Raw genomic sequence first — 14480 nt, 5'->3', positions numbered from 1 at the left:
CCGGACACGAGGGTGACCTCCCGGGAGGCCGTCCGATAGCAGACCGGCGGCGCCGAGGGAAACCCACGGAGCCGAAGCCTGTGTCGAAGAGCCCCGCGAGCCGGTCCGACGACCAGGCGTCGCCGGCCGGCAGCGGCCTGACCCTGGTGATCGGCGGCGACCGTTCCAGCGACGCCACCTACCTGACCAACTCCGTCTCGCCGGCGGTCCACTGCCGCGCACAAGCGTCGAGACCAGCCGTGCGCGGCCGCGGACCGCGTCAGCGCCGGGTGCCGCACCCCGGGCAGAATGCCGCGCCGTCCGGGACGACGCCGGAGCAGGAGGCGCACTGGGGGGACTGGGCGAGGTGATAGCCGCAGCCGGAGCAGAAGGCGGCTCCGCGGGTCTCGGTGCGGCACTGGGGGCAGACCAGCTGGCGGGGCCTGGTGGGATCGTAGTTCTGCCCGGCCTGCTGCCCCGCGGCGTAGGACCGCTGAGCGGCCATGTCGTTCAGGCCGCGCTGCTGGGCCGCCAGGGCCTCGGCCGCGGTGTCCGGGGCGCAGTGCAGGCACAGCCCCTGCGCCGCGTTCCAGCACCGTCCGCAGACGTAGTCGGTACAGCGCGCGCAGCGGTTGAAATGTCCCTGCGCATTGCTGATCGCGCGCTCGAAGGCAACGTCACGGGCCCGCCCCCAGCCGGCCCCCGCAAGTCCGTCGGCCGCGGACGTCAGTCCGGTGCCGGCGCGGCCGAGCAGGCTCCAGGCCATGTCGACCCCCTTGCCGAGCCAGGTGGCCGCTCGCTCACCCGTGTACGGCTCGAACGGTGAACGCCAGGTGTCGTAGCAGCGGGAGCACGAGAACTCGAACTGGAAACCCGCCCCGGTTCCGCTGCGTTCGCACAGGTCGCGGTAGTTGTTGCTGAAGTAGATCTCACCGCTCACGTGGTCCCCCCACAGTTCAGGCCGTCGGCACACTGCCCTACGACGCATGCGGAAGGGTACTGGTTCTGGCCATCGGTCAGGCAACCGGCCCATCACGGACCTGTCCCGGCCCGAGCGGGGTGACAGGCCGCTCAGGTGGCGTCCGGATCGACCGGCGGCTGTGCCGCGCGGTGTACACGGCCTCTGCCAGGGTCGCGCGGGGCGGCGCGTTTCCCGCGAGCCTCAGCCGACTCGCGCCCGGCGCCGACGGTTTCCGTGCCGACGGTTTCCGTGATGCCCCCTCGCCTTGTTGGCGTCGGCATGCCCGGCGCGGGAACCCGCTGCACGGATAATCTGGCCTGGCCGAACTCGAAGGCGAACTCGGCCATGCCGTAACGCCCTCGTGTGGCAGGGGGAAAGGCGGCAGACGGTCCCGGTCGTCACGTAGCGTCTGTGACTCCGGGCATCGGCTGGCGCCGACGGCCTTCCGGTCTGGCAGCGGCGATGTCGTTCCTGCCATGCCGCCTTTCGTCGTCGATCGCGGTGCGTGTCGTGCCGGGTGCTCGTAGATCACCGTGTCGAAGGTTGCGCGCGTCAGTTCGCCGCGGTGTGCTCAAGTTCGTGCGGTGGCCGGATGAGCGGCCGTTCCCGGGCGCCATGGGTGATCTCGTCGCGCAGCCCCGGGCGGCGCCGGCAGCCGATGGCGTCCCGCCAAGGACACCGTTGGCGGATTCGGTGGTGTTCGCCACCGCTGTCCCTCGCGGGGCGTGACCCGCCAGCCGGTCTCCACCTCTGCGTCCGAAGGCGGTTGCGTCGTCTCGCTCCCGCACTTGTGCGCCTTCCGCCGGTCACCGTTCGAGTACGAGGGCGAGGGCCTGGCCGACGCCGATGCACAGGGTGGCGACGCCGGTGCCGGAGCCGCGGGCGGCGAGCTGGTGGGCGACGGTCCCTGCGAGGCGGGCGCCGGAGGCGCCGAGGGGGTGGCCGAGGGCGATCGCCCCGCCCCGGGGATTGAGGACGGCGGGATCGAACTCGGGCCACTCGGCGAGGCATCCGAGGACCTGCGCGGCGAATGCCTCGTTCAGCTCGAGTACGTCGAGATCGGTGAAGGTCCGACCGGCCTTGGCCAGGGCCCGGTTGACGGCCTCGACCGGGGCGAGCCCGAAGTAGTGCGGGTCGATCGCGGACACCGCGGTGGCACCGACGCGGGCGAGGGGTTCACGGCCCGTCGCCTTCAGGCCTTCCCCGTCCGCCAGCAGCAGGGCAGCGGCACCGTCGTTGAGGGGGGAGGCGTTTCCGGCGGTGACCGTGCCGCCCTCGGTGCGGAAGGCGGGTCTGAGCGCGGTCATCTCGGTCAGTGAGGCATTCGGACGGATGGACTCGTCGGCGGCGAACGGGGTGGGACGGCTCTTGCGGCCGGGGACCCGCACGGGGGCGACTTCGGCCCCCAGCAGGCCCGCGGACTCGGCCCGTGCGGCCTTTTGGTGGGAGGCGAGGGCGAATTCGTCCTGCTGCTCGCGGCTGATCTTGTGCTTCTCGGCGATGAGTTCGGCCGATTCGCCGAGGGGGATGGTCCACTGCGGGTCCATCCTCGGGTTGACCATGCGCCAGCCCAGCGTGGTGGAGTACAGCTCGGTGTGTGCGGCGGGGAAGGGCCGGTCCGGCTTGGGCAGCACGTAGGGGGCGCGGGTCATCGACTCCACGCCGCCGGCCACGGCGATGTGGGCGTCGCCGGCCGCGATGGCCCGGGCGGCCTGGATGACCGCCTCCAGGCCGGAGGCGCACAGCCGGTTGACCGTGACGCCGGGCACCGAGGTCGGCAGTCCGGCCAGCAGGGCGGCCATGCGGCCGACGTTGCGGTTCTCCTCGCCCGCGCCGTTGGCGTTGCCGAAGTAGACGTCCTCGATGCGGGCCGGGTCCAGTGCGGGGGTGCGGGCGAGGAGTTCGCGGATGACGTGGGCGGCCAGGTCGTCCGGGCGCACCGCCGCCAGGGCGCCGTTGTACCGGCCGAACGGGGTACGCACGGCGTCGACGAGGTAGACCGTGTTCACAGCAGCTCCTTTGCGACAGTCAGCTCGGCGCCGGTCGCGGCGACCACGTCCTCGACACTCACTCCCGGGGCGAGCTCGGTCAGCACCAGTGCGCCGGGCGTCACGTCGATCACGGCGAGGTCGGTGATGACGCGGTTGACGCACCCCTTGCCGGTCAGCGGCAGCGCGCACTCCTGCAGGATCTTCGGGCTGCCGTCCTTGGCGCGGTGGGTCATCACCACGATCACCCGGCGTGCCCCGTGCACCAGGTCCATCGCGCCGCCGATCCCGGTGACGAGCTTGCCGGGAACGGCCCAGTTCGCCAGGTCGCCGCCGGCCGAGACCTGCATGGCGCCCAGGACGGCCACGTCGATGTGCCCGCCCCGGATCATCGCGAACGACAGCGCCGAGTCGAAGAAGGACGCCCCGGGCAGGACGGTGACCGTCTCCTTCCCGGCGTTGATCAGGTCCGGGTCGACGGCGTCCTCGGCCGGGTACGGGCCGGTGCCCAGGATGCCGTTCTCCGACTCCAGGACCACCTCCACCCCGGCCGGCAGATGGTTGGGGATCAGCGTCGGCAACCCGATGCCGAGGTTCACGTACTGGCCGTCCTCCAGCTCCCGCGCGGCCCGCGCGGCCATCTCCTCACGGCTCCAGGCCATCAGCCGCTCACCGTCCGCCGCTCGATCTTCTTCGCCCCTGCCTGCTCCGCGCTCAGCGCGACCACCCGCTGCACGAAGATCCCCGGCAGGTGCACCGCGTCCGGGTCGATCCCACCCGGCTCCACCAGCTCCTCCACCTCCGCGACGGTGACCTTGCCCGCCATGGCGGCGAGCGGGTTGAAGTTCCGGGTGGACTTGTTGAACACCAGGTTCCCGTGCCGGTCGCCCCGGGCGGCCCGGACGAGCGCGAAGTCCGTGCGGATGCCCCGCTCCAGGACGTACTCGGTGCCGTCGAACTCGCGGACCTCCTTCGGCGGCGAGGCCAGCGCCACGCCGCCCTCGCCGTCGTAGCGCCACGGCAGCCCGCCCTCGGCCACCTGGGTGCCCACGCCCGCCGGGGTGTAGAAGGCGGGAATGCCCGCGCCGCCGGCCCGCAGCCGCTCCGCCAGCGTGCCCTGCGGGATCAGCTCCACCTCCAGCTCGCCCGCGAGGTACTGCCGCGCGAACTCCTTGTTCGCCCCGATGTAGCTCCCCGTCACCCGCGCGATCCGGCCGGCCGCCAGCAGCACCGCCAGACCCGTCTCCATCGCCCCGCAGTTGTTGGAGACCACGCGCAGCCCGCAGACACCCCGTTCGAACAGGGCCTGGATCAGCACGTTCGGCACCCCGCTCAACCCGAACCCGCCCACCGCCAGCGACGCGCCCTCCGGCACATCCGCCACCGCATCAGCGGCTGTGGCGACCACCTTGTCCATCTCTTTCCACTCTGCCTTTCGCCGTGCGCGCCCACGGGCTGCCGTGTCCGCGGGATAATGGGCAAGAATTCGGTCGAGCCCTGCACCGGCCTCCGAACATCGCGGAAAGGCGGGTGCCGTCCGGACGCACCCGCGTATATGCGTCCCATTCGCCTGTGCCGGTATCCAGACTCCAACGCCATGCGGTGCTCCCGCATCCCTTAGATGGGTGATTTCGCAGGCGATACCTGGGACGACCCCGTCGTGTCCGTCGCGTGAACAAGGGATTCCCGCGCCGGACACCGTTGTTTCTCACAGATTCCGTTGACGTTCGGCATTTTCGTGGCGACGCTTCTTTCCACCATTAAGGCACGCAGCACCTGGGACATCATCATGAAGACATTCGTGCATCGGGGGCAGATCACCAAAGTGGTTTTCGGGAGTGGCACGCGCCGCCGAATTCCCGACGAGGCCGATGCTCTGGGATGCCGGCGCGTGCTGGTCCTGTCGACACCGGACCAGGCGGACCAGGCGGCGCGGACGGCCGATCTGCTGGGTGCCGCGGCCGCGGGCACCTTCACCGCGGCGGCGCCGCACACCCCCGTCGAGGTGACCGAGAAGGCGGTCTCCCACGCCCGGAACGTCCGAGCGGACGCGGTGCTCGCCGTCGGCGGCGGATCGACGATCGGCCTGGGCAAGGCGATCGCCGCGCGGACCGGCCTGCCGCAGCTGGCGCTGCCCACCACCTATGCCGGTTCGGAGATGACCCCGATCCTCGGGGAGACCGCCGGCCGGAGCAAGACGACCCGGCGCCTGCCCGAAGTGCTGCTCAGGACGGTCGTGTACGACGTCGACCTGACCCGCACGCTTCCGCCGGCGATTTCGGTGGTGAGCGGACTCAACGCCATGGCACACGCGGTGGAGGCCCTGTACGCCGAGGACCGGGACCCGGTCGCCGTCCTGATGGCGGGCGAAGCGCTCGACGCCCTCGTCGGGTCCCTTCCCGTCGTCGTGCGACGCCCGGACGACACGGACGCACGGGCCGACGCGCTCTACGGGGCGTGGCTGGCCGGCACCTGCCTGGGCACCGTGGGCATGGCGCTGCACCACAAGGTGTGCCATGTACTGGGCGGCGCCTTCGGGCTTCCGCACGCGCAGACCCACGCGGTCGTCCTTCCGCACGTCATCGCCTACAACGCCCCGGCCGCGGGCGCGGCCATGACGCGCCTGTCCCAGACGCTGCCGGGGGACGACCCCGCGAAGGCCCTGTTCCGGTTCGCCGGACGACTGGGCGCACCCACGGCCCTGCGGGACCTCGGCATGCCCGAATCGGGGATCGAGCAGGCAGCCGAGCTCGTCGTGCGCAACGGCTACTGGAACCCCCGCCCCGTCGACCGGACCGCTGTCCGCGCCTTCCTGGCCCGGGCCTGGGCCGGCGAGACGCCGTGACCGCCACCGGGCCGCGGCGAACCGTGCCCGCGCCGGACCATCGAACACCCCCTCACCACAGGAGCGCGCCATGCGTGATCTGACCAGCGACGGCATCACCCCGGCCGTGATCTCGACCATGCGGGAGACCAAGGACCCCCGCCTCGCGGAGATCCTCGGGTCACTCGTGCGACACCTTCACGACTTCGTCCGTGACGTCGAGCTGACGGAGGACGAATGGGCGGCAGGGGTGGACTTCCTGACCCGCACGGGGCACACCTGCACACCGACCCGCCAGGAGTTCATCCTGCTGTCCGACGTGCTGGGCGTCACCATGCTGGTCGACGCCCTCGGCAACCGGCGCCCGGCCAAGGCCACCCAGAACAGCGTCCTCGGGCCCTATTTCAGGGAGGACAGGCCGCGGCACGCCGACGGCGCCGACATCTCGGGGGGCCTGCCAGGCACGCCGTTGTTCTTCGAGGGAGAGGTCGTGGACCGCGACGGGGCACCCGTGCCCGCCGCCGCGGTGGACGTCTGGCACAGCGACGCGGACGGTCACTACGACATGGAGGTGTCCGGCCGGACCGGCCCGGCCATGCGGGCGCTGTTGCGGACCGACGAGTCGGGGCACTTCGGTTTCCGCTCCATCCGGCCCTCCAGCTATCCGATCCCCGGTGACGGCCCGGTGGGCGAACTCATGAGCGCGACCGACAGGTCGCTGATGCGTCCCGCCCACGTCCACCTGCTGATCGAGGCCCCGGGGTTCCAGCGGGTGACCACGATGCTCTTCCCCGCCGACGACCCGTACCTGGACACGGACCCGGTGTTCGGTGTCAAGGAATCGCTGGTGGAGCCCTACGAGACCTACGCCGCCGACGCGGGCCCCTGCCACGGCCTGACGGAGGTGCCGTACACCCTGCTGCGCCGCACCTTCGTGCTCGAACCGCTGCCCGCGGGCTGAGCCCGGTGGCCCGGCCCGCGCGCCGCTCGGACGGCTCGTAGCCGAGCCCCCGTCCGCGGCCGTGAGCCAACCACCTCCCACGCATCCGATCGCGCCCTTCCCGTCTTCCTGGAGGTCTCCCGATGACCGAAACCCTCGAAACGACCGTCGATTTCCGAGCCACCATGAGCCGGCTCGCCACAGGTGTCAGCGTGATCACCACACGCTCCGGAAGCACGCCCATCGGCATGACCGCGAGCGCCGTGTCCGCGCTGTCCCTGACCCCGCTCCAACTGCTCGTCTGTATCGGCAACCACCTCTTCACCCGGACCGCGATCGCGGAGCACGGCCGCTTCGCGGTCAACGTCCTCGGTGAGGACGCCGAGCACCTGGCGCGGAACTTCGCCGTCTCCAAACCGGACAAGTTCGCGGGCGTCGAGACCACCGACGACCACGGCGTGCCGGTACTGAAGGCCGCCATCGCGGCTGTCGTGTGCGATGTCGCCGAGGCGCTCCCGGGCGGCGACCACACCATCTTCGTGGGGGACGTCCGCCATTGCTCACACCGGGTGGACTGCCGGCCGCTGGTCCACTTCGCCGGTGGCTTCGGCGCTCTGCGGGCCACGCACCGGCCCTGACGACCAAGCGTCTCAGGGGAGTTGCCGCCCACCGTGCCACCGTCCCCCATCCGCCCCCGACGTCCGGCCCCTGCGAGGCGAGCCCGTGAACGTCGGGGGCTGCGCTCGTCTGGACCCACTCCACGGGAAGTGCCATGACCAGTTCCGTGCCCGCTTTCAAACTGCAACCTCAGCCCCAGCCGCCGCATCTGCTGACCCGGCCGCGTCTGCTGCGCCGGCTCGACGAGGCGACCGAGCCCGTGCTGGTGCTCTCCGCGCCCGCCGGTGCGGGCAAGACGGCGCTGCTGACCGAGTGGTCGCGCGGAGCGCGAGCCCGCGGCGCATGCGCCTGGCTCAGTCTGGACACCCACGACAACGCGCCCGACCGGCTCTGGGCGGGCATCCTGCACACGCTGCACCGGGCACGACCGGAACTGCCGGTCCGGCTCGACGACGGCGAGTGGGCGGTCGCCGCACGGCTCGGCGAGACCCTGCCGGCCCTGGTGAGCGGCCTCGGCGCGGCCGAACCGCTCACACTGATCCTCGACGGACTGGAATGCATCACGGACCCCGACGCAGCCGGCAGCCTGGCGGACTTCCTGACCCGGCTGCCGCCCGGCTTGCGCGTCGTCGTGTCGACCCGGCACGTTCCCGGCAGGCCGTTCCCGGCCCTGCGGGCCCGGGCCCTGATCGCCGAACTCGACCAGGGCGACCTCGCCTTCACCCCCGGGGAAGCCGGCGCTCTGCTCACCTCCCTGGCCGGGGCCGTCCCGAGCGCGACGGCCTCGGCCGCGGTGTACGAGGCGACCGAGGGCTGGGCGGCGGGGCTGTGCATCATGGGGCGCGCCCTGGCCCGCGGCGCGGACGAGGCCGGCACCGAGGAGTCCATGGCCCGCGGTGGGCGGGCGGTCACCGAGTATCTGGCCGGTGAGGTCTTCGACCGGCTCACCACCGAACAGCGTCGCTTCCTGCTGCGCACCAGCGTGCTTCAGGAGCTGAGTGCCGGGCCGTGCCGGGCTCTCGCCGGGGACCGGGCGGTGACGCTGCTGCGGGAACTGTCCCGCACCGTCCAGCTGCTCGTGCCCGTGGCCGCCGAGCCACCCACGTACCGGCGCCACCGGGCCCTGTCGTCGTTGCTGGCCGGCCTGCTCGCCTCCCAGGGAGCGGACCGGGTCGCAGCGCTGCACCGGTCGGCGGCCCAGTGGTACTCCCGGCAGGGCCGAACGACCGAGGCGGTACGGCACTGGATGCTGGGCGGCGATGAGTCCGCGGCCGTAGCGTCGGTCCTCGGCGCCTGGGAGGAGACCCTGTCGGCGGGACGCGGCGAACAGGTCGCGCAGTGGCTGGAGCTGCTGCCGCACCGCACGGTGGCCGGCGACGCGCGACTGTGTGTCGTCTCGGCGATGGCGGCCCTCGCCGCAGGCGCTCCCGAGACGGCCTGCCGCTGGCTGGAGGTGGCGCGCCTGCGGCGGACGGGACCACAGACGGTCGGCGAGGGCAGCACCGTCGACGCCGCGGCGGACGTCGCCCAGGCCATGGCCTGCTGCCTGAAGGGGCAGGTGCTGGCTGCCGACCGCATCGGCGCGTCCGCCGCCGCAGGCACGCTGCCGCTGACCTCCTGGCGTGCCCTGCTCTGCACGGCACGGGGCGCCGCCCTGCTGTGGACCGGCCGGTTGGGGGAGGCGGAGGAACTGCTCGGTGAGGCGACCCGCGACGCGCACGCCGCGGGCCATGCTCTGGCGCTCGTACGCGCGCTGGGTCTTCGTACGCTGTGCGCGCTCCTGGCCGGGCATGCCGACCTCGCACGCGTTCTGGGTGACGAGGCGCTGGCGGAGATCACGGCCGTGGGCCTGGACCGCCACTTCGTCGCGGTGCCCGCCTACGTCGGCCGGGCCGGGGTGTACCTGCGGGACGGGAAGGTCGAGGAGGCGGGACGGATGCTCGACGCGATGGACGCGGCCCTGGCGGGCTCGCCCCGGGCGGACGGAGAACCGCACGTGTGTGCCCTGGGGCACTTCACACGGTCGGTGCTGGAACGCGCCCGGGGCGACACGGACGCCGTCCACAAGGCCCGGGATGCGGCCCAGCGAGCGGCGGCCCGGTGCGAGTCGCCCGGCATCCTGGCGGGCCTGCTCGCCCGGTCCGGGCCGCGCAGCCCGGCCCCGCCCGCCGCTCCCCGGCCGCAGGATCTGTCGGCGGGGGAGCGGCGCGTGCTGCGCGCCCTGTGCGGCACGCTGACGCTGCGTGAGATCGCCGCCGAGCTGTACGTGTCCCACAACACCGTGAAGACACAGGTACGTGCGATCTTCCGCAAGCTCGGCGCACACGACAGGAGCGAGGCGGTGGCCAGGGCCCGGCAGTGCGGTGTGCTGTGACCCGCGCCCCGGCCGTCGGCTCCCGGGATGCTTCAGGCGTTCTGGCGCGAGGCGTCCTGGCGTCGGGCGTAGGTCGCCTGGGACTGGTAGGCGGTCTCCTCCCCGGCGCCGGCGTTCTCGATGCCGCAGACCTTGCGGGCGAGGTCGGCCATGGCGCCGGACGGAGACATCTCGGCCCGCTTCATGGTGAGCGTGCGGATGGCCAGCAGGGGCGTGCCGTTGAAGTTCTCGAACACGCCGATCCGGTCGCCCCAGTCGGACAGGAACATGTCGCGGATCACCCGGCTGATCTTCAGCCGGTCGTGCGGCCTGCCGACCGGTCCGGTCTGCAGTGCCTCCAGCCACGGGCGCAGTTCGGGCTGCTGCCACTGTCGCTCGGTGGGGTAGATGAGCGCGGCCCGGCCGGCCAGGTCGATGAGCTCGTGCACCATTTCGGTGATGTGCTCGATGTAGTACGCCCGCCCGAAGTCGAACATCAGGACGTTGGCCTTGAAGATGCCGCCGGGCGTGAAGAACCCTTGGTCCTCCGAACCGACCACGTGCGCCTTGAGCGACTGGTGGAAGCCGGCGAACCGCGCGATGCGGGCCTGGACCGGCGGCAGCTGATAGGTGCCGATGTGCTCGGTGATCAGCAGGGCCAGGCCGAGCATCAGCTCCGCCTTGACCATCGCGCGCACCAGCGAGTGGTAGTGCAGCCAGTCGAAGACGCGCTGCGGATACAGCGAGGCGTGCTGGGGGTTGCCGATGTGGAAAACGCGGTTCCAGGGGATGAGGACGTCCTCGAACACGATGATGCTGTCCAGTTCGTCACCCTGCGAGGCGAGGGGGTGCTCCACCGCCTCGCCGTCGCGGACGTTGCTCTCGCGGCAGATGATGGTGACCCCGGGGGTGCTGGGCTTCACCGCCCCGTAGATGATCTGTTCCGCGACGATGCCGGGGCGGTAGAAGACGCCGATGTGGATCCAGTCGCCGAAGGCCGCGCCGGTGCTGATGGCCTTGACGCCCCGCACGATGATGCCCTCGTCCGAGGTGCTGACCACCCGCAGGGCGGGGGACTCGGCCTGGGCGGAGTCGCGTGAGCGGTCCGACTGGGGGTCGACGAAGGCCGGCGGCGCGTTGAGGTCGCCGTCCCGCGCCATGTTCCAGAAGTCGAGGATGCCCGCGGTCAGGTCCCTTCCGTCGGTTCCGACGGACTGGCTGCTCCACGGCTCAGGGTCGTCGACGTAGGTCAGCAGGACGTAGTTGTTGACGTCCGGTGTGCGCGGGATCGCGCCGCCGCCCAGTTCCCGCTGCACCGTCTCGAGGTACCGCCGCTTGCGCCGCAGGTCGTCCTTCGAGCGGTGCTGGAACCACGTCATGGACCGCCGCACGCCGTCCTCGTCCACGAACGTCGTGACGTCCTGCAGGTCCGGACGGTGGTGAAGGTCGTAGAAGGCCGCGAGACTCCGGGCGTATGCCCGGGTCTTCGGGTGTACGGCCACGTTGTCGACCAGCTCGTCACCCACCCACACCCTGCGGCCGTCGTTCAGCGCTGCGAGGTATTCCTTGCCTGTACGCACATCGTGCTCCTCTCCAGGGGCAAGAGATCTGGATGACGGGGAGCATGCGCCGCGACAGGGTGAGACAACGGCCGGCAGGCGACAATCACCCGGGTGAAAGCGGCGATCACCACGACCGGTCGTTGAGGGCCGCCGACGCCGTGAGCCATGCTGGGCCCCATGCACAGCACTGACCCCGCGGGCGCCGACGCCGGTGAGCGCGGGAGCCGGACCACGACCGCGCCGATCCTGCGGGGACGCGACGCCGAGATCGCAGCCGCCCTGGAGGCACTGGACGCGGTAAGCGGCGGTCGGGGCGCCTGTGTCGTGGTGGAGGGCGCGGCGGGCGTGGGCAAGAGCCGGCTGCTGGCGGAACTGGACCGGATGGCCCGCCGGTCCGGGTTCGACGTGGTCTCGGTACGGGCCGACGAACTCGACCAGTACGCCGCGGGAGCCGCCCTGCAGTCCGCCCTGCAGTCCTCCGGGGGTTCCCACCGCGCCCTCGCGGCTGCCGACGATCAGCGGCTCTGGCTGCTGGACAGCATCGCCGACGCCTTGGAGGACCGGGCCCAGCGCGCCCCGGTGGCCGTGCTCGTGGACGATGCCCAGTGGGCGGATCCCGCCACGCTCTTCGCACTGCGCACCCTGCCCGGACGACTGGCCGCCTCCCGCATCCTGTGGGCACTGGCGGTACGGTCGGACACCGAGCGGCCGACCGTGGCACGGGTCCGGGAGGACCTCGAACGCCTCGGCGCCCGATGGCTGACCCTCGGCCCCCTGCCGCAGCGGGAGTTGCGGCAGATCGCCGCCGACATCCTCGGTGCGGCGCCGTCCCCCGGCTTCGCCCGACTCCTGCGGGGCGTGGCGGGCAACCCGTTCCTCGCGAGCGAGCTGGCACGCGCCTTCGCCGACACCGGCGTCGCCAGGACCGAGACGGGCGAGGGGAGCCTGCTGCGCCAGAGCATTCCCCTCAGCTTCCGGCGCAGTGTGGCCGCGCGCGTCGAACGGCTGCCCGAAGACGCCGTGCACCTCCTGCAGGTCGGTTCCGTCCTCGGCCGTGAGTTCCACCTCGGCACGGCCGCCCGGATGCTGGGCCGGCCGGTCGGCAGCCTCCTGGCGGGCGTCGAAGCCGCCCTCAACTGCGGTCTGCTCTCGGGCGACGGCCCGCGGCTGGCCTTCCGTCACGTCCTCACGCGGCAGGCGGTCCACGACAACCTGCCCCTGGCCGTGCGGACCGCCTTGCACCGGGACGCGGCCGAATGCCTGAGCGGGAGCGGAGCACGCCCGGCGGAGGTGGCCTGGCACGTGGTGATGTCCGGTGGTCCGGTCGACGAGGACGCCGTGAGCACCCTGGTAACCGCCGTACGGGAGATGTCGTCGTCGGCCCCCGACGCGGCCGCGGATCTCGCCCAGCGGGTCGCCGGCCTGCTGCCTGCGCACGACCCGCGCCGCATCGTCCTGCTGACCGACGCCGCCGAGTACCTCGGCCGCACCCGCCGTGTCCACGAGGCACTCGACCTCGTCGACGCCACGCTGCCGGAGGGCCTTGAGCCGCTGCGGGAGGCACGACTGCGCCTGGTGGCCGCCGAGATCCACCAGGCGGCGGGCGACGACGCCGCCGCGATGACACATCTGTCCAAGGCGCTCGACCTGCCTGACCTGCCGTCCGACCTTCGCGTCCGGCTGCTCAAGACCAAGGCGACGGGCCACGTCTACCTGGGGGACATCACCGCCGCCGAGGAGACCGGCCCGGGCCTGGTCGAGGCCTCCTACCGCAGCGAGGACCCGGCCGTCGTGGTCAGTGCCATGGTGTTCCAGTCCCAGATCTCCTTCTACCGCGGCCACCTGAGCCGCGCCCTGGAACGAGCGGAGCAGGCCACCCGGCGCGCCGGTGCCCAGGCCGCCGCGCTCTACCTGCGGCCCCCGCGGATTCCCGCCCTGTGGCTCGCCACCGTGCTCACCGCCACCGACCGGCTGGCGGAGACCGAACGAGTGCTGCGGGCGGGCCAGCGCGAGGCGGAGGCGCTGGGCCTCGGCTGGTCCCTGCCCCACTGGCACGCCGCCCGCGCCTGCGCGCTGCTCGAGCAGGGAGCGCTGGACGACGCCGCCGTGGAAGCCGAGGCCGGCCTCATGGTCGCTCAGGAGCTCGAGATCACTCCGCCCACACCGCAGGCCCGGTCGGTGCTGGCCCTGGTGGAGACACGACGCGGCGATCTGCTCAAGGCCGGGGCCCACCTCCGGGCCGCGGCAGCCGGCTCCGGCACGGGCAGCCGGCGCTACGGCCCCTGGCTGGCCGTCGCGGGCGCCTGCCTGGCGGACGCCGAGGGCGAGGACGGCGAAGCAGCGGCCGTCCTCGCCGGCAGCTTCGTACGCCAGGAGCCGACGCGACTGCTCGCGCTGCCCCCCTCTCACTGGCCCGCGATCGTACGCATCGCACTGCGCGGCGGGGACCGGTCGCTCGGCGAGTGTGTGGCCGACGTGGTCCGAGGCCTGTCCGAAGAGGCCGTGAGCCGGCAGATCGCCGGGGCGGTGAGCGCCCACGTGGACGGTCTGCTCCAGCAGGACTCCCGCGCCCTGGCGTCCGCCGTCACCGGCTACCGGAGCACGGGCAGGCCGGGCGCGCTGGCGTCGGCCTGTGAGGACCTCGGGCAACTCATGGCCTCATCCGGCGACACCGTCTCCGCGATCGCCCACTTCGAGGAGGCGGCCCACTTGGCGGCGGCCTCGGGAGCCGGTCGCGACCAGGAGCGGATCAGGCGTCGCCTGCGGCGCCTCGGTGTGCGTACGGCACCCGCGCGCACCCACCCCGGTGACCGCCAGGGGTGGGAGGAGCTGACCGAGTCCGAGCGCAAACTCATCCCGCTCGTCGTCGAGGGCCTCACCAACCGGGCCATGGCCGACCGGCTCTATGTGTCCGTGCACACCGTCAACACCCACATGAAGCACATCTTCACGAAGCTCGGCATCAACTCGCGGGTCGAGCTGACCCGGCTGGCGATCGAGCGGGGCATCAGCGGCGACGGCGGCGTCTGAACCGTCGGGCCGCCGCGGGACGCGGCGGCCGGAATCCCTTGAATGGGCGATGCCCGGCCCCCGCGCCGGCTGTGAACCTGGTTGTGACGGTGCGGCCCACCGACGGCGGCTCCGTCACCCTCGACAGTCCGCATGACACCGGAACGGCCGGGTCTGGACGGCACCCGGAAGCGGGCCGCCTCCCCTGCGCTCATGGCACCCCGCGCCGCTCCGACCGGCCTGCCG

At 72.4% G+C, this 14480-nt stretch carries 10 protein-coding genes; 5 read left to right on the top strand and 5 right to left on the bottom strand.

Annotation, left to right across the window (positions count from 1 at the left end; genetic code table 11):
- Positions 1 to 259: 259 nt before the first annotated feature.
- From ACJ9NR_RS41695 to ACJ9NR_RS41680, 4 genes are all read right to left on the bottom strand, one after another.
- Entirely contained in the window at positions 260 to 919 is a 660-nt protein-coding gene (locus tag ACJ9NR_RS41695; RefSeq protein WP_412494830.1) for a double zinc ribbon domain-containing protein, read from the bottom strand.
- An 827-nt stretch (positions 920 to 1746) separates the two neighbouring features.
- Positions 1747 to 2949, bottom strand: coding sequence for a thiolase family protein (locus ACJ9NR_RS41690; RefSeq protein ID WP_412494829.1), 1203 nt, complete (start codon positions 2947 to 2949; stop codon positions 1747 to 1749).
- On the bottom strand, positions 2946 to 3590 hold the full coding sequence (locus ACJ9NR_RS41685; RefSeq protein WP_412491224.1) for a CoA transferase subunit B: 645 nt from the start codon (positions 3588 to 3590) through the stop codon (positions 2946 to 2948). Before ACJ9NR_RS41685 ends, ACJ9NR_RS41690 begins: the two co-directional genes overlap by 4 nt.
- The gene (locus ACJ9NR_RS41680; RefSeq protein WP_412491223.1) at positions 3590 to 4345 is read right to left on the bottom strand and encodes a CoA transferase subunit A; all 756 of its coding nucleotides are present in this window, start codon (positions 4343 to 4345) and stop codon (positions 3590 to 3592) included. Before ACJ9NR_RS41680 ends, ACJ9NR_RS41685 begins: the two co-directional genes overlap by 1 nt.
- A gap of 372 nt (positions 4346 to 4717) precedes the next feature.
- Between ACJ9NR_RS41680 and ACJ9NR_RS41675 the strand changes: the two genes are divergently transcribed.
- From ACJ9NR_RS41675 to ACJ9NR_RS41660, 4 genes are all read left to right on the top strand, one after another.
- The gene (locus ACJ9NR_RS41675; RefSeq protein ID WP_412494773.1) at positions 4718 to 5773 is read left to right on the top strand and encodes a maleylacetate reductase; all 1056 of its coding nucleotides are present in this window, start codon (positions 4718 to 4720) and stop codon (positions 5771 to 5773) included.
- Between the two features lie 70 nt (positions 5774 to 5843).
- A complete protein-coding gene (locus ACJ9NR_RS41670) occupies positions 5844 to 6713 on the top strand; it encodes a dioxygenase family protein (protein ID WP_412494774.1) in 870 nt (289 codons plus the stop codon).
- Positions 6714 to 6835: 122 nt separating this feature from the next.
- The gene (locus ACJ9NR_RS41665) at positions 6836 to 7330 is read left to right on the top strand and encodes a flavin reductase family protein (RefSeq protein ID WP_412513012.1); all 495 of its coding nucleotides are present in this window, start codon (positions 6836 to 6838) and stop codon (positions 7328 to 7330) included.
- 134 nt (positions 7331 to 7464) lie between these two features.
- Complete coding sequence (locus tag ACJ9NR_RS41660; RefSeq protein WP_412494775.1) at positions 7465 to 9684, top strand: winged helix-turn-helix domain-containing protein; 2220 nt, start codon at positions 7465 to 7467, stop codon at positions 9682 to 9684.
- Between the two features lie 32 nt (positions 9685 to 9716).
- Here the strand turns inward: ACJ9NR_RS41660 and ACJ9NR_RS41655 are convergent, their stop codons facing one another.
- The gene (locus tag ACJ9NR_RS41655) at positions 9717 to 11243 is read right to left on the bottom strand and encodes a 4-hydroxyphenylacetate 3-hydroxylase family protein (protein ID WP_412494776.1); all 1527 of its coding nucleotides are present in this window, start codon (positions 11241 to 11243) and stop codon (positions 9717 to 9719) included.
- 159 nt (positions 11244 to 11402) lie between these two features.
- Between ACJ9NR_RS41655 and ACJ9NR_RS41650 the strand changes: the two genes are divergently transcribed.
- A complete protein-coding gene (locus ACJ9NR_RS41650; RefSeq protein ID WP_412494777.1) occupies positions 11403 to 14255 on the top strand; it encodes a helix-turn-helix transcriptional regulator in 2853 nt (950 codons plus the stop codon).
- Positions 14256 to 14480: the final 225 nt, after the last annotated feature.

The organism is Streptomyces sediminimaris (genome assembly GCF_047049295.1).
Classification (GTDB): Bacteria; Actinomycetota; Actinomycetes; order Streptomycetales; family Streptomycetaceae; genus Streptomyces; species Streptomyces sediminimaris.
Note: the sequence above shows the minus strand (reverse complement) of the source record. Positions and strands in the feature narration are given on the sequence as shown.

Bases quoted from the DNA above. Each gene is read 5' to 3' on its own strand.
- ACJ9NR_RS41685 (WP_412491224.1), bottom strand. From the start codon at position 3,590: ATGGCCTGGAGCCGTGAGGAGATGGCCGCGCGGGCCGCGCGGGAGCTG.
- ACJ9NR_RS41680 (WP_412491223.1), bottom strand. From the start codon at position 4,345: ATGGACAAGGTGGTCGCCACAGCCGCTGATGCGGTGGCGGATGTGCCG.
- ACJ9NR_RS41675 (WP_412494773.1), top strand. From the start codon at position 4,718: ATGAAGACATTCGTGCATCGGGGGCAGATCACCAAAGTGGTTTTCGGG.
- ACJ9NR_RS41670 (WP_412494774.1), top strand. From the start codon at position 5,844: ATGCGTGATCTGACCAGCGACGGCATCACCCCGGCCGTGATCTCGACC.
- ACJ9NR_RS41665 (WP_412513012.1), top strand. From the start codon at position 6,836: ATGACCGAAACCCTCGAAACGACCGTCGATTTCCGAGCCACCATGAGC.
- ACJ9NR_RS41660 (WP_412494775.1), top strand. From the start codon at position 7,465: ATGACCAGTTCCGTGCCCGCTTTCAAACTGCAACCTCAGCCCCAGCCG.
- ACJ9NR_RS41650 (WP_412494777.1), top strand. From the start codon at position 11,403: ATGCACAGCACTGACCCCGCGGGCGCCGACGCCGGTGAGCGCGGGAGC.